Origin of the sequence: Micromonospora sp. 067-2 (assembly GCF_046549295.1) — a bacterium.
Lineage (GTDB): Bacteria > Actinomycetota > Actinomycetes > Mycobacteriales > Micromonosporaceae > Micromonospora.
In genome coordinates, this window is the sequence record NZ_JAJPWB010000012.1 from 75221 (window position 1) to 97981 (window position 22761).

Annotated in this window: 21 protein-coding genes; 8 read left to right on the forward strand and 13 right to left on the reverse strand. The window is 71.4% G+C overall.

What is annotated here, in order from left to right:
* Positions 1 to 20 precede the first annotated feature (20 nt).
* From ACLJN9_RS26830 to ACLJN9_RS26855, 6 genes are all read right to left on the reverse strand, one after another.
* A complete protein-coding gene (locus ACLJN9_RS26830) occupies positions 21 to 1583 on the reverse strand; it encodes a fused MFS/spermidine synthase (protein WP_410814399.1) in 1563 nt (520 codons plus the stop codon).
* Positions 1584 to 1619: 36 nt separating this feature from the next.
* Positions 1620 to 2636: a coiled-coil domain-containing protein gene (locus ACLJN9_RS26835; RefSeq protein ID WP_410814400.1), complete on the reverse strand. Its 1017-nt coding sequence runs from the start codon at positions 2634 to 2636 to the stop codon at positions 1620 to 1622.
* A gap of 190 nt (positions 2637 to 2826) precedes the next feature.
* Positions 2827 to 3636: an inositol monophosphatase family protein gene (locus tag ACLJN9_RS26840; RefSeq protein ID WP_410814401.1), complete on the reverse strand. Its 810-nt coding sequence runs from the start codon at positions 3634 to 3636 to the stop codon at positions 2827 to 2829.
* The gene (locus ACLJN9_RS26845) at positions 3629 to 4081 is read right to left on the reverse strand and encodes a response regulator (RefSeq protein WP_410814402.1); all 453 of its coding nucleotides are present in this window, start codon (positions 4079 to 4081) and stop codon (positions 3629 to 3631) included. The genes ACLJN9_RS26840 and ACLJN9_RS26845 overlap by 8 nt, the downstream gene beginning before the upstream one ends.
* Positions 4078 to 5817 carry a sensor histidine kinase gene (locus ACLJN9_RS26850; RefSeq protein ID WP_410814403.1) on the reverse strand — a complete coding sequence of 580 codons (1740 nt, stop codon included), beginning with the start codon at positions 5815 to 5817 and terminating at the stop codon, positions 4078 to 4080. The genes ACLJN9_RS26845 and ACLJN9_RS26850 overlap by 4 nt, the downstream gene beginning before the upstream one ends.
* Positions 5814 to 7058, reverse strand: a complete 1245-nt coding sequence (locus ACLJN9_RS26855) for a PP2C family protein-serine/threonine phosphatase (RefSeq protein WP_410814404.1) — start codon at positions 7056 to 7058, stop codon at positions 5814 to 5816. Before ACLJN9_RS26855 ends, ACLJN9_RS26850 begins: the two co-directional genes overlap by 4 nt.
* Before the next feature lie 245 nt (positions 7059 to 7303).
* Between ACLJN9_RS26855 and ACLJN9_RS26860 the strand changes: the two genes are divergently transcribed.
* Positions 7304 to 9724: a M28 family peptidase gene (locus ACLJN9_RS26860; protein WP_410814405.1), complete on the forward strand. Its 2421-nt coding sequence runs from the start codon at positions 7304 to 7306 to the stop codon at positions 9722 to 9724.
* 86 nt (positions 9725 to 9810) lie between these two features.
* Here the strand turns inward: ACLJN9_RS26860 and ACLJN9_RS26865 are convergent, their stop codons facing one another.
* On the reverse strand, positions 9811 to 10299 hold the full coding sequence (locus ACLJN9_RS26865; protein ID WP_410814406.1) for a hypothetical protein: 489 nt from the start codon (positions 10297 to 10299) through the stop codon (positions 9811 to 9813).
* Positions 10300 to 10580: 281 nt separating this feature from the next.
* On the opposite strand from ACLJN9_RS26865, the gene ACLJN9_RS26870 reads away from it, so the two are divergent.
* The gene (locus ACLJN9_RS26870) at positions 10581 to 12731 is read left to right on the forward strand and encodes a tetratricopeptide repeat protein (protein ID WP_410814407.1); all 2151 of its coding nucleotides are present in this window, start codon (positions 10581 to 10583) and stop codon (positions 12729 to 12731) included.
* A 4-nt stretch (positions 12732 to 12735) separates the two neighbouring features.
* On the opposite strand, the gene ACLJN9_RS26875 is transcribed toward ACLJN9_RS26870, so the two are convergent.
* From ACLJN9_RS26875 to ACLJN9_RS26885, 3 genes are all read right to left on the reverse strand, one after another.
* Entirely contained in the window at positions 12736 to 13677 is a 942-nt protein-coding gene (locus ACLJN9_RS26875; RefSeq protein WP_410814408.1) for a threonine/serine dehydratase, read from the reverse strand.
* A gap of 16 nt (positions 13678 to 13693) precedes the next feature.
* Entirely contained in the window at positions 13694 to 14494 is an 801-nt protein-coding gene (locus ACLJN9_RS26880; protein WP_410814409.1) for a hypothetical protein, read from the reverse strand.
* 515 nt (positions 14495 to 15009) lie between these two features.
* Positions 15010 to 15264: a hypothetical protein gene (locus ACLJN9_RS26885; RefSeq protein ID WP_410814410.1), complete on the reverse strand. Its 255-nt coding sequence runs from the start codon at positions 15262 to 15264 to the stop codon at positions 15010 to 15012.
* Positions 15265 to 15390: 126 nt separating this feature from the next.
* Here ACLJN9_RS26885 and ACLJN9_RS26890 point away from each other — a divergent pair, with 126 nt between their 5' ends.
* The 3 genes from ACLJN9_RS26890 to ACLJN9_RS26900 all read left to right on the forward strand — a co-directional run bounded on the left by ACLJN9_RS26890 (position 15391) and on the right by ACLJN9_RS26900 (position 17730).
* Positions 15391 to 16560 carry a helix-turn-helix domain-containing protein gene (locus ACLJN9_RS26890; protein WP_410814411.1) on the forward strand — a complete coding sequence of 390 codons (1170 nt, stop codon included), beginning with the start codon at positions 15391 to 15393 and terminating at the stop codon, positions 16558 to 16560.
* A 230-nt stretch (positions 16561 to 16790) separates the two neighbouring features.
* Positions 16791 to 17000, forward strand: a complete 210-nt coding sequence (locus tag ACLJN9_RS26895) for a hypothetical protein (protein ID WP_410814412.1) — start codon at positions 16791 to 16793, stop codon at positions 16998 to 17000.
* Between the two features lie 271 nt (positions 17001 to 17271).
* Complete coding sequence (locus tag ACLJN9_RS26900; protein ID WP_410814413.1) at positions 17272 to 17730, forward strand: hypothetical protein; 459 nt, start codon at positions 17272 to 17274, stop codon at positions 17728 to 17730.
* A gap of 132 nt (positions 17731 to 17862) precedes the next feature.
* Here the strand turns inward: ACLJN9_RS26900 and ACLJN9_RS26905 are convergent, their stop codons facing one another.
* From ACLJN9_RS26905 to ACLJN9_RS26915, 3 genes are all read right to left on the reverse strand, one after another.
* The gene (locus ACLJN9_RS26905; RefSeq protein WP_007465523.1) at positions 17863 to 18117 is read right to left on the reverse strand and encodes a Smr/MutS family protein; all 255 of its coding nucleotides are present in this window, start codon (positions 18115 to 18117) and stop codon (positions 17863 to 17865) included.
* A 112-nt stretch (positions 18118 to 18229) separates the two neighbouring features.
* Complete coding sequence (locus ACLJN9_RS26910) at positions 18230 to 18598, reverse strand: tetratricopeptide repeat protein (protein ID WP_410814414.1); 369 nt, start codon at positions 18596 to 18598, stop codon at positions 18230 to 18232.
* A 94-nt stretch (positions 18599 to 18692) separates the two neighbouring features.
* Positions 18693 to 19463 (reverse strand): ROK family protein, encoded by a 771-nt coding sequence (locus tag ACLJN9_RS26915; protein ID WP_410814415.1) that lies wholly within the window; start codon positions 19461 to 19463, stop codon positions 18693 to 18695.
* A gap of 62 nt (positions 19464 to 19525) precedes the next feature.
* Here ACLJN9_RS26915 and ACLJN9_RS26920 point away from each other — a divergent pair, with 62 nt between their 5' ends.
* The 3 genes from ACLJN9_RS26920 (at position 19526) to ACLJN9_RS26930 (ending at position 22725) form a co-directional block, all read left to right on the forward strand.
* Complete coding sequence (locus tag ACLJN9_RS26920; RefSeq protein WP_410814416.1) at positions 19526 to 21163, forward strand: ABC-F family ATP-binding cassette domain-containing protein; 1638 nt, start codon at positions 19526 to 19528, stop codon at positions 21161 to 21163.
* 38 nt (positions 21164 to 21201) lie between these two features.
* Positions 21202 to 21522: a hypothetical protein gene (locus ACLJN9_RS26925; RefSeq protein ID WP_410814417.1), complete on the forward strand. Its 321-nt coding sequence runs from the start codon at positions 21202 to 21204 to the stop codon at positions 21520 to 21522.
* A 477-nt stretch (positions 21523 to 21999) separates the two neighbouring features.
* Complete coding sequence (locus ACLJN9_RS26930; protein ID WP_410814418.1) at positions 22000 to 22725, forward strand: methyltransferase domain-containing protein; 726 nt, start codon at positions 22000 to 22002, stop codon at positions 22723 to 22725.
* Positions 22726 to 22761: the final 36 nt, after the last annotated feature.

Genomic DNA, 22761 nt, shown 5'->3' on the forward strand with positions numbered 1-22761 from the left:
CGGTCAGCGATGTCACCCGATCAGGCGGTCGCGAGCAGCTGGTCCACCGGGGCGTAGTCGTCGGTCAACACCATCGCCGCACCGACGAAGTCCTTCAACTCCGGGCCGGACAGCAGGCTCACCCGCCCGTCGACCTCGTTCAGCCGGGCCCGGAGGGCGTCCAGTGGCAGCGGTGCGTCGGAGCCGACGAGAACGAAGTTGGAGCCCCGCTGCTCGGCGAGCGCCTCCGGCGGCGCGATCAACGCGACGTGCGCGAATTCGGCGGCAACCGTGGCCAGTTCGGCGCGGATGAAACGCAGCGGCGGATAGTCGATGACGTTCTGCACGTACACCCCGCCGGGGCGGGTCACCCGCCGCACCTCGGCGGCCATCTCCCGGGTGGCCAGGTGCCACGGCACCACCAGGTGGCCGAACGCGTCGCCGACCACCAGGTCGCGGCTGTCCGTCGGCCCGCCCACGACCAGCATCCGCGCGTCACCCACCACCGTCCGCAGCTCCGGCCCCTGGCGTACGCCCAACTCGCGCTCGTCCAGCTCGACCAATCCGCCGTCGATCTCGAACACCAGGTTGTCGGTGCCCGGACGGGTGGCGGTCAGGTAGCGCGGCACGGTGAACCCGCCGCCGCCCAGGTGCAGCGCGTCGAGCCGCTGCCCGGCCGGCCCGGCCACGTCGGCGACCGCGCCGATCCACTTCGTGTACGCGTACTCCAGGTGCTTCGGGTCGGCCAGGTCCACGTACGAGTGCTGGGCGGAGTTGAGCAGCAGCGTCCGCCCGCTCGGCCGGTTCGGGTCGGAGGTCACCCGGGCGCAGTGGTAGGCGGTCTCGATGTCGCACGGGTTGGGCGCCACGGTGGTCAGCCCCGCCCCGACCAGGCCGAGCACGGCCAGCGCGGCCCGTGTCCGGGCCGGTCCGGGCAGCTCGCTGGGGGCCTGCCGGCGCAGATACCAGCCCAGGCCGATGCCGGCGAGGCCGAGCGCAACCGCCAGCGCGAGCACGATCACCGAGCTGGGCAGAGCGGCGACCAGCACGAAACCGGTGAGGAAGGTGGCGGTGATGCCGCCCAGGGTGCCGATGCCGGACAGCCGACCGACCACCTGGCCGGTCCGGCGCAGGTCGGCGAGTTGAAGTTTCACCACCAACGGGGTGACCGCCGCCAGCAGCGCCGCCGGCACGAACACGGCCAGTGCCACCAGCAGCAGGATGGCGCTGGCCGCCCCACCGCGCAGCACCTCACCCGCGTATCTGACCACGGGCAGGGTGACCGCGGTGGCGATGCCGGCCAGCACCAGCGCCGGCGCCAGCAGACCCCGGGGGTCGCGTCGGTCGGCGAGCCAGCCGCCGGTCCACGCTCCGTACGCGATCGCGGCCAGCGCGATGCCGATCACCGAGCTGGTCACCTGGAGGGTCACCCCGATGTACGGGCCGACCAGGCGCAGTGCCACGGTCTCCAGCACCAGCACGGCGCCACTGGCGAAGAAGACCAGGAAGGCGGCCAGACCGTTGGGCAGTGCCCGGCCGGTGACCGGCACGGACGGTGCCGAGGAAGTCGGCGGGGCCGCTACGTCGGACGGTGGAGAGCTCATCGTCGCGATGGTACGCAGGAAAGCTGGCGTTCCGGGTCAGTACATCGATAGATGAACATGGTTCGTGTGGCTCGCGGCCGGGCTGCCGCTGCCGCTGTACGAGCGCCAACCGGTGCCGGGGTGCCAGATCTGCCGGTACCAGATCACGTAGAGCACGCCGAGCCGGTTGGCGTTCCGCACGTGCCAGGCCGCCAGGCTGTCTCCGTACGCCTTGTCGCCGCCGGTCGCGTTGCGGTCCTCGAAGCCGTTGGTGGCTGCCGCGAAATCGCAGGCCCGCCCCTTGGGGTGCTCGCCGCCGCCACCACTGCGTTTGCAGGCGACGTACCGCTTGTAGCCGGCCGCCTGGGTCTGCTTGAGAGCGTTGAGGGTGCGCGGGGTGATACAGCCGGAGGTGGTCGGGTCCTTCACCGAGCAGGATTCCGACGGCCAGGAACCGTCGGAGTTGCGCGGCGCCGGCGTCGCCGAGGCGGAGCTGCCGCCGGTGAAGCCGCTGCTGCTGCCGGAGCTGACCTCGGCGAGTGCCTCTTCGGCTTCCTTCTTCTTCTTCGCCATCACGGCGAGCTGTTTCTGCTGCTCGCGGACCTCGGCGTCGATGGCGACCTTGTCCTGTTGCGCCGCCTGCCGGGCCTCGGTGAGGTCGCGCAGCCGCCTGCTGTCCCGCTGCGCCATCAGGTCGAGGTCGGCCGCACGTTGCAGGAACGCCTGCGGCGTGGCGGTGTTGAGCAGCATCGACACCGGGGTGAGCCGACCGGCGCGGTACGACTGCGCGGCGACCAGCCCGACCTGGGCGGTGAGCCCGACCATGCGCGCTTCGACGGTCGCCAACTCGCCGGTGAGCGCCGTCTGCCGACGCTTGGAGTTGTCCAGTTTGGCCTTGGCCTCGATGTGGCCCCTGGCGGTCAGCTCCAGCGCGTCCTGGAGTTTCTTGCTGCCACCCTCACCGGGCTCGGCGTACGCGGGCACCGCCCCACCGGCGAGCACCAGGGCGACGGCGGCGAGCAGGGGTAGCAACGCGCGGCGTGCGCGCCGCTGGAGGAGCCTGGTCCTGGGCACGAAAGCGTCCTTCCGTCGACCGCCGGCCCCCGGGAAACCACTGCACGGCGGCGTCCCCACCGGCGCCGGTCGGCGGCCTGCTGGCGGAGACCGCCGTCACGATACCGGACGGGGCGTCGGTGACCAGCCCTGTGACGACCCGGCCGCTCCGGTGTCGACGCAGCGTGCCCCCAGCGTCGCGGAGCGCGGATCAGGAGCCGAGCAGAGCCTCGTGAACGTCGGCCCAGACCTGCTCGTTGGCCGCGACGAGCAGGCCTCGCCCGTCGTCGTCGGGGTCGTAGTCGACGCCGTCGAACCGGCGGGCCACCCCACCGGCCTCGCGAACCAGCAGGGCTCCCGGGGCGTGATCCCACGGCAGGGTGCGCCAGAAGAGGGTGAACTGCTGCTCACCGGTGAGAATGTCCAGGTACTCGCGGCCGGCGCAGTGCTGGCCGGGCAGCAGCTCGCCGAGCCGCCGGCCACCGGCGCGCACGCGGTCCCGGGCCTCCAGCGGCAGGAACCGGGTCATGGCCGCGCCGCGAAGCTCGCCCAGCGACGGCACTCCGACCGCGCCACCTGCCGGCTGGCCGTTGAGCAGGGTCCCACCGTCGGCCCAGCCGGCGGCCAGCGTCTCGGCCAGCGGGTCGAGGATCCACCCCGCGGTCGGGCGCCCGTCGGTCAGCAACGCCACCATCAGGGCGAACGGCCGGCGGCCGGCCGCGAAGTTGGCGGTGCCGTCGACCGGGTCGACCAGCCAGACGTCCCCGCTGTCGCGCAGGTGCCGCAGCAGCCCCGGATCGTCGGCAACACCCTCCTCACCGACGACCATCGAGCCTGGCCGCAGCCGGCGCAGCCCAGCGGAGATCACCTCTTCGGCCCGCCGGTCGGCGATGGTGACCACCTCGCCGGGCGCCTTCTCCGACACGTCCGCCTCGTCGAGCTTGCGGAACAGCGGAAGCACGACCTGGTCGGCGGCCTCCCGGAGGAGGTCACCGACGTCGTCGAGCAGGGTGTCAGCCACGCGGCGGCAGCTTGACCACGCTGACGAAGAACTCGTCGATCTGGCGGACCACCGAGATGAAGCGCTCGAAGTCCACCGGCTTGGTCACGTAGGCGTTGGCGTGCAGCTGGTAACTGCGCAGGATGTCCTCGTCGGCCTGGGAGGTGGTGAGCACCACCACCGGGATCCGGCGCAGGTTCTCGTCCTTCTTGATCTCTTTCAGCACCTCCCGGCCGTCCCGGCGGGGCAGGTTGAGGTCGAGCAGGATCAGGTCGGGCGTCACGGCGTCGGCGTACTGGCCCTCCTGTCGCAGGTAGGCGATCGCCTCGGCGCCGTCGGACACGACGGTCAGCCGGTTGCGCAGCTTGTGCTCCTCGAACGCCTCCTGGGTCATCAAGACGTCACCCGGATCGTCCTCCACGAGCAGGACCTCGATCGGGCTCTTGCCATCCGCCGGCGCGGTCATCCCACCGTCTCCCTCATGTCACCCGTTCTACCGCCTTCGGAGTCCTTGTCGGCCCGGTCCGGCCGGTCCGCTCCGATGGACTGCTCCGGTGTGCCGGCCGGCGCGTCGTCCGAGAACGTCGCGTCACGCGCCTGGAACACCTCTGGCTGCTCCGCCGTCCCGGCGTCCGTCGCGGCGGCCGCCTCGACGTCCTCGCTGCGTGCCGGCAGGGTGAACCGGATCGTGGTGCCCTCCGGCACATCGGTGTCCACCCAGACCCGGCCGCCGTGGTATTCCACGATCTTCTTGGCGATGGCCAACCCGATGCCGGTGCCCGGATAGGCGTCCTTCGAGTGCAGCCGCTGGAAGATCACAAAGATCTTGTCGGCGAACTCCGGCTCGATCCCGATGCCGTTGTCCCGGCAGCTGATCTCCCACTCGGCGCCCACCAGCCGCGCCGAGACGTGCACCTTCGGGTGCACGTCCGGACGGCGGAACTTGATCGAGTTGCTGACCAGGTTGGCCAGCAGGTTGGTGAGCAGCGGCTCCTCGCCCTGGATCACCGGCAGACCGGTCCAGGTCAGCTCGGCGTCGGCGTACTGCCGGGCGGCCTCGGTCTGCCCGGCCACGTCGCCCATCACCTTGTTGAGGTCGACCTGGACGAAGCCGGTGGTGAGTCGGCCGATCCGGGAGAACGCGAGCAGGTCGTTGATCAGCCGCTGCATCCGCTGCGCGCCGTCGACCGCGAAGGCGATGTACTGGTCGGCCCGCTCGTCGATCTGACCGGCGTAGCGGCGCTGCAGAAGCTGGCAGAAGCTGGCCACCTTGCGCAGCGGCTCCTGGAGGTCGTGTGAGGCGACGTACGCGAACTGCTCCAGGTCACGGTTGGACCGGGTCAGCTCCTCGGCCTGCTTCTGGAGCTGGGTGTTGACCCACTCGATGCGCTGGCGGGCCTCCCGCACCTCGGCGAGATCGTCGGCGATCTTCTGCCGCATCGCGTCGACGTCGGCGCTGAGCCGTACGAACTCCGGGGGCCCGGATCCGGAGATGTGGTGTTGGAAGTCGCCGCTGGCGACCTCGCGCACCTGACGCGCCAGCCCGGTCAGCGGCCGGATCACCGTGCGGTCCAGCGCGATCAGCAGCACCGTCCCGGCGATCAGCACCACGAGCGCCGCCACGACCAGCAGCACCACCAGGTCGGTACTCGAATGCTGGGCCCTGGCGGCAGCCTTGTCGCGCACCGCCGTGACCCGTTCCTGCAGCTCGGCCGTCGCGACCCGCAGCCGGTCGAAGCGCTGCCGGGTCTCCTCGCCGAGCAGGCGTTGACCGGCGGCCGTGCCGTCGGCCCGCACCGCCGCGATGGTCGGAATGGCGACCACCGAGCGCCACTCGTCCGCCTGGGTCTGCACCACGTCCAGCTGGTCCTGGATGGTGCGGTCGCCGCCCGCCAGGCGGCGCATGTCGGCCATGAGTCGCCGCTCGGTGGCCAGCCCGCGATCGTACGGTCCCAGATCGGCTGGCTTGCCGTTGACCGCGTACCCGCGGACGCCGGTCTCCTGGTCGACCAGCGCGGCGATCAAGGTCAGCGTGTCGGTGCGCAGCGGCCCGATCTGGTTGAGCAGCCGGTCGATCTGCCGACGGTTGTCGGCCGCCACGGCGGCCTCCACCACGCCCAGGGCGGTCAGCAGCACTCCGACGACGGCGAGCAGGGCGAGCACCCGGCGGCGCAGACTCCAGCTCTGCCGGAGCGCCCTCACCGGCCACCTCCGGAGGTCACCAGCAGCATCGCCACGTCGTCGGCGAGCGGACCACCGTTGATCTGTTCGGCGCGACCGACCAGCCAGGCCGGCAGGTCGGACAGGGCCACCTCCCGGTTGGCCGGGTCGGCGAGCAGCTCGGTCAGCCCCGGCACGTCGAGCCGGTCGTTGCCGGCGCCCACCCGCCCCTCGATCAGGCCGTCGGTGTACATCAGCAGGGACCAGTCATCGGTATCGAACTCCAGATCGAAAGCAACGGGCCGACGGGGGGCGACGCCGAGCAGCAGGCCGCCCCGCGCGGGCACCGGCGCGACGCTGCCCTTGCGCAGCAGCACCGGTGGCGGATGGCCGGCCAGCCGTACGGTGGCCCGGTTGGCGTCCAGGTCGAGGCGGGTGGTGGCCACCGTCGCGAAGATCTCCTGCAGCCGCCGTTCGCTCATCAGCACCTGCTCCAGCGCGGGCAGCACCTCGTCGTCCGGCACCCCGGCGAGCACCAGGGCCCGCCAGGCCACCCGCAGCTCGACGCCGAGCGCGGCCTCGTCCACGCCGTGGCCGCAGACGTCCCCGACGATCAGGTCGAGACGATCGGGACGGGTCTGCACCACGTCGAAGAAGTCCCCGCCGATCAGCGCCGCGTGCCGGCCCGGCCGGTAGAAGGTGTGCACCGCCACCTGGTCGGTCGTCATCAGGGGCTGGGGCAGCAGGCCACGTTCGAGCCGAGCGGACTCGGCCTGGCGCAGCTCGACCTCGCGCAGCCGACGGGCGTTCTCGTCGGCGCGCTTGCGCTCCACCGCGTAGCGCAGCGCCCGGGTCAGCAGCACCCCGTCCACCTGGCCCTTGACCAGGTAGTCCTGTGCGCCCTCGGCGACCGCCACGACGCCCAGGTGCTCGTCCGAGCGGCCGGTCAACACGCAGACCGCCGCGCCGCTGGACATCTCCAGCACCTGGCGCAGCCCGTCCAGGCCCTGCGCGTCCGGCAGGCCGAGGTCGAGCAGGACGCAGTCGACGTCGGTGATCCGTTGCCGCGCCTCGCTGAGGCTGGTGGCGACCTGCAGCTCGATCATCGAGTTCGTCTCGGCGAGCAGTTCGCCCACCAGGAAGGCGTCACCCTCGTCGTCCTCCACCAGCAGCACGCGCAACCGCTCGCCCGGCGGCAGATTTGCGTGCCGCGACAGACCGCCGTGCGGGTACGGCACGACGGGGGAACCGGCCAGGCCGGGTCCCCGGTGCGGCCGGGTCACCGCCGCGAGACGCGGGAGATCGCTGGTGATGTCGGGCTCCTTCCGAGTGCCCCGCTGATCCTGTATTAGACAACGGTCGCACACAACACGATGACCTCGGCACGGCCGGGGATGGGGCGGATCACGCCCGCCGAGGGAGGAACCGGGCGGGCGGCGGGCACTCGGACGTCCGGCGGTCCCGCCCGGAGCCACCGGAGGGCAGGATGATGCCACCCCAGGCCCCACCCACCCCCCGAGGAGTTCCCGTGGGCGCACCCCCCACCCCCGTTCACGCGGGTACGCCGGCCCGCCCGGGTCCGGACGTACCCCTCGCCGACCGCGCGCTGGCCCGGCCCCGCCGGCGGCTCGCGGCGGCCGCGGCCGCCCTCGTCGCGCTGGTCGCCGTCGGCGCCGGCAGCCTTCTCGACCTGCGAACGCCGACGCCGGCGTCGGTGGCCGCGCCCGCGGACGAGTTCAGCGCCGGCCGGGCGTACGAGGACGTCACGGTCATCGCGGCCCGGTCGCACGTCGCCGGCAGCCCGGCCAACGACCAGGTCCGGGCGCACATCGAGCAGCAGCTGCGCGGGTTGGGCCTGGAGACCGAGGTGCAGGACACCGTCGCACCCGAAGCCGGGCAGCTCAGCGGGGCGGCGGGCGGGGCAACCCTGGCCCGGGTCCGCAACGTGGTGGCCCGACTGCCCGGCACCGCCTCGACGGGCCGGGTCTTCCTGGTCGCGCACTACGACTCGGTGCAGACCGGGCCGGGCGGCAACGACGACGCGGCCGGCACCTCCGCCATCCTTGAGGTGGCCAGGGCGCTGGCCGCCGGCCCCCGCCCACGCAACGACATCGTCTTCGTGCTGACCGACGCCGAGGAGGCGTGCCTCTGCGGTGCCGCCGCGTTCGCCGCCAGCCATCCGCTGGCCGCCGACGGCGGGGTGGTGCTCAACCTGGAGGCCCGTGGCTCCACCGGCCCGGTGATCATGTTCGAGACGTCCCGCAACAACGCGAAGCTGGTGGACGTCTTCGGTCTCGCCGCCCCACACCCGGTCGGCACCTCGTTCGCGGTCGAGATCTACCGCGCGCTGCCCAACGACACCGACTTCACCGCGTTCCTGGACCAGAAGTTCGTCGGGCTGAACTCGGCGTACATCGACGGGGGCGCGATCTACCACACGCCGCTGGACACACCCGCGGCGATGGATCGGGGCAGTCTGCAGCAGCACGGGGACAACGCGCTGGGCCTGGCCCGTGAGTTCGGCCGCACCGACCTGACCGACCTGCGCTCCGGTCACGACGCCACCTACTTCCCGGTCCCCGGTGGGCTGGTCCGCTACCCCGGCTGGCTCACGCTTCCGCTGGCGCTGCTCGCGGTGCTCCTGGTCGCCGTGTTGGGCTGGCTGACCCGTCGGCGTGGCCGGGCCAGCACCGGCCGGTTGGCCGCCGGCTTCGGGCTGGCCCTGGTGCCGATCGTGGCCGCGCCGCTCGCCGCACAGCTGCTCTGGGCCGCGATCACCACGATCCGCCCGGGATACGCCGAGCTGCTCGACCCGTACCGGCCGATCTGGTACCGCCTGGCTGTGCTGGCGCTGGCCGCCGCCATCCTGTTCACCTGGTACGCCCTGACCCGCCGGTGGATCGGCCCGGCCGCGCTCGCCGTCGGCGGGCTGGCCTGGCTGGCCCTGCTCGGAGTGCTGCTCGCCGTGGCGGTGCCCGGCGGTGCGTACCTCACCACCCTGCCGGCGCTGGCCGGCGCCCTCGGTGGGCTGGTCGCGCTGCGCACCCGGCAGACCGGCCCGTGGCCGGTGGTCGCGGTGACCGCCGCCGGCGCGGTCGGCGTGATCATCCTGCTGCCGACCGTGGTGTTGCTCTTCCCCGCGCTGGGCATGGCGATGGGCGGGGTGGCCGCACTGGTCGCGGTGTTGCTCGGACTGACCGCCCTGCCGGTGGTCGACCTGCTGCACCCGCAGGCCGGCGGCCAGCGCGGGCTGGTCGCGCTGCGGGCCCGCCGGCTCGCGGTGCTGCCGGCCGGGGCCGCCGCCCTGGCGGCGGTGGTGCTCGCCGGGGTCGGGCTCAGCGTCGACCGTTTCGACGCCGCCCACCCCGCGCCAACCCACCTGATGTACGCCCTGGACGCGGGCACCGGCCAGGCCCGTTGGCTCAGCCACGAGGCCGACCCGCAGTCGTGGACGGACGGCTACGTGAACGGGGTGACCGACGTCGGCGACGACTTCCCCGGGCTCGGCGACGGCGAACTGCGGGCCGGGCCGGCCCAGTCGGCGAACCTGCCGGCGCCGAAGCTGGAGGTGCTCGCCGACTCCACCACCGGCAACGAGCGCACCCTGCGGCTGCGGCTCACCCCGCAGCGGGCGGTCCGGCTCGCCACCCTGCACGTCGACACGTCGACGGCCACCGTCCTGCGGGCCGAGGTGGCCGGCAGGTCGGTGCCGGTGGAGCCGCGCGAGGGCAGATGGGGCTTCGGGCTGGTCTTCCACGCCCCGCCAGCCGAAGGGCTGGAGGTCACGCTGACCCTGCGGCCGATCGCCGGGCAGGTGTCGTTGCGGGCGATGGACGCCAGTGACGGGCTGGAGGGGCTGCCCGGCTTCCGCCCCCGACCGCCGGGCGTCGGCATCGTCGGGTCGCACAGTTCCGAGATGTTGGCGGTCGCCCGAACCTATCCGATCTGAGCGACAGCACGGTGGTCCGGCGGAGCTGTGTGTCCGCCGGACCGCTGGCTATTCGCGGGCTGGCGGAAATGCCGCCGTCAATTCGGTCACCCCACCGGTTCGGGTTGGCCGGCACCGAAACGCCGCCAGCGATTTCCGTCGTGGTCGGTGAAGGTGAGTTCCACCAGGACGGTGTCGGTCGGGCGTAACCGGTGCTCCGCCGTGACGGTGACGAAGAGGTCGTGAACGTCGCGGCCCGGTATCCGACGGACCTGTTTCACCGCGGCCAGCCCGACGGGTGGGCCGTCCGTCTCGTCGGCTGGGACGAGCCGCGCCAGCACGGCCAGGTCCAGCACCGGGGCGTCGCTCTCGTTGGCGACGGTGACCCGCAGGACCGAGGTGCCCCGAATCTCGGCCACCGCCGAGACCAACCGGGCCTGGGTGGCCCGGACCCGCAGGTCGTCGGTGCGGCGGGCGCGGATCTCCCGCCGCAGCCCGAGATAGACGAAGAGCACGCTGGCGATGGAGCCGACCGCGCCGAACCAGTCCGGTACGGAACCCCAGTCGATCACATCCTGGATCAGCGACCAGTTCATGAGTCCATCGTGGAGGCTCTTGTCGAGTGCCGCACACGACGGATCGGTCGGATTCGACCCCGAAATGGGAATTCCGGCGCTGATTCCGGTCACCCGGGCGGCCTGAACGGAGAGTGTGCAACCCAGTACGGGGATGGATACGCTTGCGTTTGACGTGGTGCGGGTGGCAATCCCTCCGACTGTCCACCAGATGGGCAGGATCTTCCGCCGCCGGTCCACTGCACATTCGCCACCGAAGGGGGACCGCATTGACTGCGGACGTTCCACCCGAGGATGCCGGCGTGCCCCGGCCCGCGTACGACCGCCCGAGTCGCGTCTCCGTCGACCCACCCCTCGGGCGACTGGACAGCCCGTTGCATGGCCGCGACGACCTGATCGACGAGATCGTGCAGCCGGGGGATGCCGCCGCTGGGCGACCCTCGGTGCACATCCTGTGCGGCATGGGCGGCTCCGGCAAGAGCCACGTCGCCCTGGAGATCGCCCGCCGCGCCCGGGCTGACGGCCGGACGGTCTGGTGGGTGCAGGCAGGGCGGCTCAACTCCGGAATGCGTGAGGTGGTCAGCCAACTCGGCGCCTCGGAGACCCAGGTCGACCAGGCCTGGGCCGGGATGATCAGCGCGACCGACCTGGTGTGGCGCTATCTCAACCAGGCCGCGCAACCCTGGTTGCTGATCTTCGACAGCGCCGACGAGCCCGCCACGCTGGGCCCCACCGACGGGGTGCTCGCCGACGGCACCGGTTGGCTGCGCAGCCCGGAGGCCGACGACGGCGTGGTCATCGTGACCACTCGGGACGGCAACCGGGCCACCTGGGGCAACTGGTCGAGGCTGCACCAGGTGCGCCCGCTCGACGCCGACGCCGGCGCGCAGGTGTTGATCGACCGGGCCGGGGAGCAGGCCGGTGACCTGGCCGCCGCCCGGGAGCTCGCGCGCGAGTTGGGCGGATTGCCACTCGCCCTGCGCGCGGCCGGCAACTACCTGCGGTCGGTCAACGCGAGCCCGGTCTGGCGCGGCTCGTCCACCATCACCACCTTCGCCGACTACCGGGCCGCCGTGCAGCGTCGGTTCCGCTCACCGCGCGACGCCGACGACGTCGACCTCGACGAGTCCCTCGGCCTGGAGATCGTCCGCGAGGTCGACGACATCTCCCTGGACCTGCTGGCCCGCCGCCAGCTCCAACAGAGCCGGCCGCTGCTCAACGTGCTGGCCTGCCTGAGCGTCTCCCCGGTGCCCTACGAGGTGGTGCTCAAGCCGGCCATCCTGGCGGGGTCGCCCCTCTTCACCGGGCTCACCGGCCGACAGCGGGTGAAGGTGCTGGAGGGCATCGGCGACCTCACGCTTGTCGACTTCGACGTCCAGGAGGAGGTCACCGACCCGGCCTTCGCGCACGTGCTGTCGCTGCACCCCCTGGTGCACGCGATGTTCCGCGACCGCGACGAGGTCCGTGAGCAGATCGCCGAATATCACGGCCTGGTCATGAAGCTGCTGCTCGCCGCCACCGAGGGGCAGAGCCCGGACGACTCGGCTGCCTGGGCCAACTGGGATGTGCTGGTGCCGCACCTGGTCGAGGCGGTCCGGGAATACCTGGTGCCGCAGAAACACAAGCACGACCCCGAGACGGTACGCCGCGCACTGGAGCTCGCCCGACTCACCGCCCGCTACCTCATCGCGGTCGGCCTACCCGGCTCCGCCTTCGACATCCTGGACCCGATCGTGCGCGGCTGCGCCGCGTACGACCATGACCTGGACCGGCCGCAGGTGCTGGCGCTGCGGCACGAACTGGGCCGCACCTGGCTGGAACGCAACCAGCCGGAGATGGCCGACCGGGTGCTCCGCGACGTGATCGCCGACCGCACCAGGGTGCTGGGCAGCGACGACGCCGACACCCTCGCCAGTCGACACAAACTCACCAAGGCGATCATGGCGCAGCGCCAGTGGCCGGAGGCCGAGGTGGAGCTGCGCCAGATCGTCGCCGCCGAGGACCAGGTCCGCGGCCCGGAGCACTGGGACACCATGATCGTGCGGCACAGCCTCGCGTTGGCCGTGCTCGCGCAACGCCGTGCCCCCGAAGCCGAGGACATGTTGCACGCGATCCTGGAGGTCCGCTACCGGTTGTGGCCGCTCAACCAACCGGAGACCTGGCAGGCCCGACACACGCTGGCTCGCTGCATGCAGGAGCAGGGCCGCCTCGCCGAGGCGGAGGCCGAACTGCGGGCCACCCTGGCCACCGTGGAACCCCGGTACGGCGACCGTAGCGAGGTGCTCGCCATCCGGTACACCCTGGCCCTGGTGCTCCTGCTCGAGGAACAGGTCGACGCGGCGATCGAGGTGTACGAGCAACTGCTCGCCGACCGGCGGCGTCTCCTCGGGGACACCCACCTGGACACCCTCCAGGTGGCGCACGCACTGCGTCGCCTGCGCGACGGCGGCTGACGGGTCAGTGCGGCGCGGCCGGTCCCAGGTCGCTCGGGTCGGTGTTACCACCACAGATGATCACTGCGACCCGCTCCCCCGGCTGCGGCACGTACGCGCCTCCGACCAGCGCGGCCAACGCGGCGGCGCCACCCAACTCGGCGGCGACCCGCAGCTCCGACCAGAGCAACCGGCGCGCCCGCACCAGGTCCTCGTCACGGACCAGTACGGAGACCACCCCGGTCCGGCGGGCGGTGTCGAGGGCGATCTCGCCGATCCGACGGGCGCCCAGTGAATCGGTGGCGATGCCGCCCACCTCGATGTCGACCGGCTTCCCGGCCTTCAGGGCGGAGTGCAGGGTGGGGATCTGCTCCGGCTCGACGGCGACGACACGCACCGAACCGCCGAACCAACTGGCGATGCCGGACACCAGCCCGCCGCCGCCCACCGCCACCAGCACGGTGTCGATGCCGTCCACCTGCCGTTCCAGCTCCCGACCGACGGTGCCCTGACCGGCCACCACCTCCGGTTGGTCGTACGCGTGCACGACCAACGCGCCGGTCTCCCCGGCCCGCTGCGTGCTCGCCGCCAGGGCCTCGGCGTAGTGCTGGCCCACCTGACGCACCTGTGCTCCCAGCCCGGCCAACCGCTGCACCTTGACCGGCGAGGCGGTGACCGGCACGAAGACCTCCGCCGGAACGCCCAGCGACCGGGCCGCGTAGGCCACGGCGAGGCCGTGGTTGCCGCCCGACGCGGCGATCACCCCGGCCGACGGCAACGACCCCTGGAGCATCCGGTTGAACGCGCCACGCGGTTTGAACGAGCCGGTGTGCTGGTGCAGTTCCAGTTTGAGGCTGAGCTGCCCGGGCACACCCAGGTCGGCACCATCGACGGCGACGACCGGGGTTTCCCGGACCCGCCCCTCGACCAGCGCCGCAGCCGCCTCGACGTCGCTTCTGTCCACCATGGGGGAACGCCCTTCACTACGACCAGAGGGCCAGTCGACCATCGTCGGTGAGCCCGACAAAACATCCTATGGAGATCCGTCGGCCATCCGTCGCGGGACGCACCGTGTGATAGTGCCGCGGATCAAACAGAAAGCCCTCTCCGAGTGTGGGTCGCAGCGTCAACGACTGCACGTCGGCGGCCACCGACTCGTGGAAGCCGTACCCGCCGGGTATCCGCAGGTCCTCGTCGTCCGGCTGCCAGCGCCGCCGCCACAGCACGGTCTCACCACCGGCCGGTGGCACCCGGATGTAGATGTTGAACGCCAACTGCGCCACCACCTCACTGTCGAGCAGCCGGCCGGCGTACTCCCGGACCGCGTCGTCGAAGTGCACCTGGAGGCCGGCGTTGATCTCACGCACGATGCCGACGTGCATCTCCCGACGGTGCCGCCGCCCGGGTGCGACGTCCGGCCAGGCGGCCTGGAACGCGGCCAGGCACAGGTCCCGTGGCGTATCCGGCAGATCCAGCGTGGACCAGCTCTTCTCCGCCGCGCGGGCCGCGTCCCAGTAGTCCTCGCGGAGTTGACCGGCATCCCGGTGGTCGTTGATGGCCGGGCCGAACTTGGCCACGACGGGGAAGACCCGACTCTCGTCGTACCGGTCCATCGGTGCGTCGGCGAGCGCGGCGGTGATGGCGTGGCAACGGGCCGCGGGCAGCAGCCCCGGCACCCGGACGGCGGCCAGCCGCCCCGCGATGAGACCGGCGACATCCGCTCGCCTGATCACGTCGGATTCGACGGCGACGAAGAGCGGGTCGATGTTTCTCGGTTGCTGCACGGTGGTCCTCCTGCTGCGAAGATCCCTCACCGGACACATAGCGCCCCCGAACACGCACTCTGCAATGTACCGACCAACGGCAAGCCGAGCCGCGCCGTCGACATTGATCGCGCCACACGTCGTGACAGGTTCCGGCAGTTCCGGGCGGGATGGCGCGACCGCCGTTACCATCGGCGCAAGCGGGAGTACGGCGTACGGAGCCGCGCGGCCGTCGGATTCCGCCGATCGGGGAATGGTGACGCTCCCCGGCCTGACGGATGATGCGACTAGTTCGAACGGTGACGAGGAGTTCGATATGGCTGGCGCCGGCCCGACCGATCTTGAGATGCAGACCGACCGCCTGGAGATGGCGCGTCGAATAGCCCGGGAAATGATCGAGTCCGACCATCAGGCACTGGAGCTCGCCGTTCGACAACGGCCACAGTGCTGGTCCCGACGCCCAGCCGGTGGCGGCGCCCGCCCAGAGGCGAAGGGTCACTGACGCCGCGTCGTCCTCGCCAGCGTGATGCTGCCCATCACCGCGTCCACGCCACGAACCGCTCGTACAGCTCGGCCGGCGCCACGTCGGGCAGCTCCACGGCGACGATGAAGAGCAGACCGCCGACGTACATGGAAAGGCCGATCCGGTCACGCCCGTACGCCTCGGCGAGGTCCACCCGCGCGGGATGGCACGGCCAAGGCGTACCCGGCTCGCAGATCTGGCAGTGCCACTGTGGCCGGCGCGGCAGGTGCTCCCCGCCGTCGAGATTGCCGTCCCGCGCACCTGCCACCACGCCTCCCGCCGGTCACCGCGCGTGCTCGTCCGATACACACTGCGGCGCTACGCTCACATCGGTCGACGGGTTGCGCGTTGCCAGCCCACAGCGGCAACCCCGCAACTCAGGGAGGCGCGAGACATGCCAACGTTCGGCGCCCGCATGCGGGCAGCGCGGGCAGCGCGCGGGCTCAGCCTGACCGCTCTTGCCGAGCTGCTGCCCGCCGACAAGGGGCACCTCTCCCGGTTGGAGAACGGCCGCCGCCGACCCGGCGAGGATCTGGCCCGCCGGATCGACGACGTCCTCGCCGCTCGCGGGGAACTGATCGCCTGCGCCGCGCTGGATGTCGTCGCTGCCTCAGACGCACGGCCGTCGGAAACCGTTGAACTGCTGCACCGCATGCACGCCAGCGACACCGCGCCCGCCACCATTGAGACGCTGCAGGCGACCGTGACCGAGTTGTGCTGCCAGTACGGATGGCGAGACGCTGGGGAACTCCGCGCCGAAGGTCAGGTATGGCTGCGTGAGGTCGCCCGGCTGCTACACCGGCCCACCGGGCTACGGCAGCACCGCCAGTTGCTGGTGTGTGCGGGCTGGCTGGCGCTGCTGATCGGCTGTGTCGAGTACGACCTGGGCCTTCGCGCCAGCGCCGAGGCCACCCGTACCGCCGCTCGGCAGCTCGGCGACGAAGCCGGTCATGCCGACATCACCGGCTGGGCGTGGGAGATGACAGCCTGGTTCGCACTCACGCAGTCCCGGCACGAGGCGGTGCTGACCGCCGCCCGCGCCGGCCAGGAAGCCGCCGGCCGGCAGAGAGTGGGGGTGCAACTGATCGCCCAGGAAGCCAAGGCGCTCGCGCGGCTCGGCGACCTCGACGGTGCGCGGACGGCACTCGATCGCGGTCGGCGACTGCTCGACGACCTGGGTACGCCGGAGCGGCCCGACAACCACTTCGACGTCGATCCGGGCAAATGGCTGTTCTACGCGATGGATGCCTACCGGCTCGCTGAACACGATGTCCTCGCGGAGCACTACGCCAACGAGGTCCTGCGCATCGGCACCGCACCCGATGGCACCGAGCGGTCACCGATGCGGATGGCCGAAGCCCGACTCACCCTCGCCGTCACGGCCCTGCGCGCTGGCGAGCTGGACCGGGCTGTGGCAACCGGGCTGGCAGCGTTCGCCGCTACTCGCCGATCCCTGCCCTCGCTGCTGCTCGTCGCGGGTGAGGTCGACGTCGAACTCCACCGTCGCTACCCCGGCGAGCAAGCCACCGCCGACTTCCGCGAAGCGCTGAACGCGATCCGGTAGCTACTCCCAGCGGTATTGATCTAGCCGAGGGGGCGTAGGCAACCAAACTGGGCGACCGGGTGTCTGAGCTGCTGCTTGACCTGACATGAATGGTCCACGAAGGTCACTGCTGGCTCTCGGTAGACGGCCTACGAACGCATAATCTTGGCGCGCTCACGTCGGGCAAGGACAAACCCGAGACTGCGATTCGGGGCAACCTGGGGCTCGATCCCCTCGCTATGGTGAGCGACATGGATCTCCGGTACACCCGTAGCGGATCAACCCGAGTCGGCGGCAACGTAGCGCTTGGAGCCGGCCTGCTGATCGCCCTACTCATGGTCAGTCCGGAGAACCCTCAAGCCGGCGGATACGTCCTGGCCGGCGTGCTCGTGCTGACAGGTGTGGGGTTACGAGTCGAAGCAGCGCTCATCGCCTTGCACGAACAGCGCGGCGACAAATGATCCAAGGGTCTGATCCCCTTACACCTCCGGCTCTGATAAGCCATCTGCTATCGGATCGTCAGGCTGGCCCGCACAGCCGACGTCAACGCCTCTCGACGTTGACACGGCTTCTCGCCCTGCCGGCGACGGGCTACCAGGCCGACCGCTTGTAGCCACTTGGTCGGCCCTCACCCTTCCCTGCCATTGCTACGGTCAGTTTCGTGACCACCGCCGGCAATAGACGGGTTGTGCAAGGACATCTGGGCGCATGGCGTGGTAGGGGGACGCCGAGATGACAGCCCTGCGGACACTCATGGGCTCGTACCTGGCGATGCTGGCGCTGAGAAATGTGGAGGAGCGCGAACATTATCGTGCCGAATTAAAGCGCACGAGGTGGGTCGACGCTGACGAGGTCACGAGCGCGGCGCTTCTCCGGACGATACGGCAATGCCTGGGATCGAACCCAGGCTTTATATCTGTCGCCAAAGCCGCTGTGCTTACCTCGCGAGTTTTTCCGAAGGGCGACATCACTCCCGGCGACGTGGAGCGGATCATTAGGACCTGCCTGGGCCACAATGAGGACGCCATCGAGAAGCTCAAGATGAAGAATCCGGAGTTGCTGCGAGTGCTGACTTTCGCCTCACTCCTCTGGATCCACAAAGTCCCGGAGCCAGACGTTCTAGAGATCGTTAGTCGGGCGGAGCGCGACGCATTCGCTGCCGGATTCTCGCCGACACTGCTGCCGGGCTAGATCCTCGCAACGCTTCGGCCTTGACACGGCTACCATCCGATGCCCTGCTCCGTCTCCCAGCCATCCCGTCGGCCTTCGTGGCTCAACAGCCCTGGAAGCGGCCCGATACGCAGCTCAGAGGCTGTGCCGTCGCTACTTCCAGCGGAAGTGGACGAAGAGACGGCCGAAGTTCTTCGAGTCCTTCTCGACACGGTGATAGAGCTGCTTGACGTCCTTCTGGTCGAGGAACCGCAGCACCCGCTTCTTGAGCTGGCCCGACCCCTTGCCCGGGATGATCTCCACGAGGGTGGCCTTCTTCGCCACCGCCTCGTCCATGATCCCGCGCAGCGCGCGGTCGATGTCCTGGCCCTTGTTGAAGATCTCGTGCAGGTCCAGCTTGAGCTTCATGCCGCAGCCCCCGGCCGGTCAGGTCCCATGTCCGCCATCCTAGGCACGCGCCGCGGGGCGCCCGACAGACGGCGAAGGGCGGCCCCGAGGGGCCGCCCAGACGTCGAAGCGGTCAGCGGGAGCCGCCGACGCGGGTTTCCACCCGCTGCAGCGCTGCCCGGTAGTCGTCGTTGGCCGCGTACATGGCGGAGGCGATCCGCAGGTGCCGGAGCGCCTCGGAGTGCCGGTTCAGCCGCTCCAGCGTCCGACCCAGCACGTGGTGCGCGTAGTGGTCGCTCGGGTCGCGCTCGACCAGCTCCCGCAGCTGCTCCTCGGCACGGTTGAGCTGGGCCGACTGGAAGTACGACCGGGCCAGCAGTTGCCGTACGGCCGCGTTGCCGGGTTCGGCGTCCAGGATCGGCTCCAGCAGTCGGGCCGCTCCGCTCGGGTCACCGGTTTCGAAGAACATGGTCGCCCGCCGGTAGTCCGCCAGAAGATCCATCTGCCCACCTCCTCGGGTCGCACCGTCACCTGTTCCGACGCTGGCACAACACCGGCCGTTTGGCGACTGTTCCCCGGGGTCCAGATCGGGCGCGTCAGGCTCGGGCGTCGCGGCGCCCGTCGGCCAACTCCCAGGCGCGTACGCCGCCGACGATCCCCGCGGTGTTCGGCACCACCACCACATCATCGCCCATCCGGGCCAACTGCTCGGGCCGGATCAGCCGGGAGTTGCCCCCACCCAGATACAGCCGGTCCCAGCGAAAAACCGGGCGGAGACCGTCGACCACCTGCCGGATCCGTCGGGACCAGAAGGCGTCGCCGAGCCGGCGGCGCTCCGGCTCACCCACGTACGTGTCGTAGGTGGTGCCCCAGCGCACCGGCGCGTGGGACAGCTCCAGGTGCGGGGCGAGCACCCCGCCGTCGAAGAGGGCGCTGCCCAGCCCGGTGCCGAGGGTCAGCACCAGCTCGCATCCGGTGCCGGCGACCACTCCGGCGCCGTGCACCTCGGCGTCGTTGAGCACCAGCGCGGGCACCCCGAACGCGGAGGCCAGCGCGCCCCGCGCGTCCCAGCCGGACCACTCGGCGAGCAGGTCCGGATCGACCCTGCTGCGTGGTCCGCTGCGGGTCACGTAGTGCGGTGTGGAAACGACCACGCCGTGCCGGATCATCCCGGGTACGCCGACCGTCAACCGGTCCGGCGTCGGCAGCCGGGCGCCCAGATCGAGCAGGGTCCGGACGAAGAGCTCGGGCGGCAGGGGGTACGGCGTCGGCACCCGCAGCGGTCGGGCCCGCATCGTGCCGGCCTCGTCGAGCACGGAGGCCTTGATGCCTCCGCCGCCGCAGTCGATCGCGAGTGTGGTCACCACGCCGTTGAGTCTGCCCGCTGCCGCCCGAACGTATGCGGGCGGCCGGATAGGCTGCCGTCCTGATGAGCGCCACGATGATCGTCAAGGACCTCGCCGCCGGGCACGGTGACCGCCCACTCTTCGCCGGGTTGGACCTGGTGGTCGCCCCCGGCGACGTCGTCGGCCTGGTCGGGCCGAACGGCGCCGGAAAGTCGACGCTGCTGCGTACCCTCGCCGGGTTGCTGCCGGTCGAGGCCGGCAGCGTCCGGCTCAGCCCGCCCACCGCGAGCGTCGGGCACCTGCCGCAGGAGCCGGAACGGCGGCCGGGCGAGACGGTACGCGGGTTCCTGGCTCGGCGGACCGGGGTGACCGCCGCGCAGGCCGCGCTGGACGCGGCGACCGAGGCGCTGACCGCCGGCGTCGCGGGAGCCGACGACCAGTACGGCGACGCGCTGGAGCGCTGGCTGGCACTGGGCGGCGCGGATCTGGACGAACGGGCCGAACAGGTCAACGCCGATCTGGGTCTCGCGGTCGACCTGGACCACCCGACGACGGGGCTCTCCGGCGGCCAGGCGGCCCGGGCCGGGTTGGCCTCGCTGCTGCTCAGCCGCTACGACGTGTTCCTGCTCGACGAGCCGACCAACGACCTGGACCTGGCCGGTCTGGAACGGCTGGAGGAGTTCGTCACGGGGCTGCGGGCCGGCACGGTGCTGGTCAGCCACGACCGGGAGTTCCTCACCCGCACGGTGACCCGGGTGCTGGAGCTGGACCTGCCGCAGCAGCAGGTGCACCACTACGGCGGCGGTTACGCGGCCTACCTGGAGGAGCGCGAGGTGGCCCGCCGGCATGCCCGCGCCGACTTCGAGGAGTACGCCGACACCCGGGCGGGTCTGGAGGCGCGGGCCCGGACCCAGCGATCCTGGATGGAGAAGGGCGTCAAGAACGCCCGGCGCAAGGCCACCGACAACGACAAGATCGGCCGGAAGTTCCGCAGTGAGGCCACCGAGAAGCAGGCCGCCAAGGCCAAGCAGACCGAGCGGCTGATCGAACGGCTCGACGTGGTCGAGGAGCCCCGCAAGGAGTGGGAGCTGCGGATGGAGATCGCCGCAGCGCCCCGCGCCGGCGCCGTCGTGGCCACCCTGCGAAACGCGGTGGTACGCCGGGACGGCTTCACCCTCGGCCCGGTGAACCTGCAGATCGACTGGGCCGACCGGGTGGTGGTGACCGGGGCGAACGGCTCGGGCAAGACGACCCTGCTGGCCGCGCTGCTCGGCCGACTGCCGCTGGACGAGGGCACCGCGTCGCTCGGGCCCGGGGTGGTGGTCGGCGAGGTCGACCAGGCCCGCGGGTTGTTCCTCGGCGACGCGCCGCTGATCGACGCGTTCCAGGCGGCGGTACCGGAGCTGTCGCCGGCGGACGCGCGGACCCTGCTGGCCAAGTACGGGCTGCGTGCGGCACACGTGCCACGGCCGGCGGCCACCCTCTCCCCCGGTGAGCGGACCCGCGCGGCGCTGGCCCTGCTCCAGGGGCACGGGGTCAACCTGCTGGTGCTCGACGAACCCACCAACCACCTGGATCTGCCAGCCATCGAGCAGCTCGAGTCGGCGTTGGCCAGCTACCCGGGAACGCTGCTGCTGGTGACCCACGACCGTCGGATGCTGGCCGCCATCGAGACGAACCGTCGGCTGCGGGTCGACGCCGGGCGGATCGCCGAGGATTGATCCGTGCCGACGGGCCGACCCGGGGTGAGAATGACGCCATGCTCAAGTGGGAGTACGCACTGCTGGTCCGCCGTCGTCAGGCTGCGACCAACGACCTGGGCTGGGAGGTCGTCTTCGTCTGGTACGGCCCGGACGGCTCGATGGTCGACGTGACGCCCTACGGCGACACCGCACTGGCCCACCTGAACCGGGCCGGCGACCAGGGCTGGGAGTTGGTCTCCATGAGTGAGGACCCGTCCCTGCCTGGCAACAACGAGCTGCACCGCTACCACCTGAAACGGCCGAAGCTCGCCACCCCACAGCCCCGCCAGCGGATGCGCGGCGGCGGCCGTCAAGGCCGCCGTACCCTCTCCGGCTGACCGCCGGAACCCGCGCTCCCGGCCTGTCCGCCCGCGCCGGGGTTTCCGCTCTGTTCGGTCGGGCCGAATTCCGCTGCGTCCGGGGGCCAGGTCCCGCTGCGCCCCGACCGTGGCGAGGTCCCGCCGTGGCCCGGCCGGGGTGAGGTCCCGCCGTGCCCGGCCAAGGCGAGGACCCGCCGCGCAGGCCAAGGCGAGGACCCGCCGCGCAGGCCAAGGCAAGGTCGCGCCGTGCCCAGCCGGGGAGGTCCTGCCAAGCCCGGCCGGGGGCGAGGTCCCGCGGCGCCGGTCCGGGGGCGAGGTCAACTTTGAGCTTGATGCCGTGGGGCATATTTATGCCTCTGTGGCATCACGCTCTGCGGCGGCCTGCCTCGAGAACTGCGCCACGCCGAGCGAGCGGCACACCCAACCGCTGACGTGGTCGACGATCGGGGCATATCGGGCGCGGATCCGGGTATCGCGCGGCGGGAGGTGGCCCGCATGGTCGCTTTGGCACAGACTCCGCCCTCGGCCGACCGGCTGCGGGCGATCGACGAGTTCCTCGCTCAGGCGTGGGCGGACCAGGTCCGGCACGATGACCGGCTACGCCCGCTGGCGGTCGAGGTGCGGTTCGACCGGGGGGTGGCCCACGTCAGCGGGGAGGTGGCCGATCCCGCCGACCTGCGGCTGGTCCAGGACCTGGTGGGACGGCTGGCGGGGGTCTACGGCGTCTGGTGCCGGGTGGGCGTCGGCGGGCGCGAACCGGTGGTGGTGGACCTCGGCTGCGGGCCGTGCAAGCAGTGGTCGGGCAACCTGGGGTTGGACATCTATCCGGCACCGGGAGTGGACGCGGTGGCGGACCTCTCCGGCTCGCTGCCGCTGGCCGACAACTCGGTGGATGCGCTCTTCGCCGTTCACATCCTGGAGCACCTGATCGATTTTCTGCCGCTGGTGGACGAGTGCCACCGCGTGCTCCGCCCCGGCGGTGTGCTGCACGTCATGAGCCCCTGGTGGGGGCACGTGAACGCGGTGGCGGACCCGACCCACGTACGGCTGATGGACGTGCAGACGTTCAAGGGGATCTGTCAGGGCCGGCCGCCGGGCAAACCCCGCTGGTATCCGCTGCACTCAGGCTGCGACGGCGCCTCGATCTTCGCCGACCTCACCCCGCTACCCCCCGACGCCGACGTCCCGACCAGGTCGCATCTGGCCCGCTTCTTCGACTGACCCCTCCGCCCCCGACCCCACCGATCAGGGGCCGGT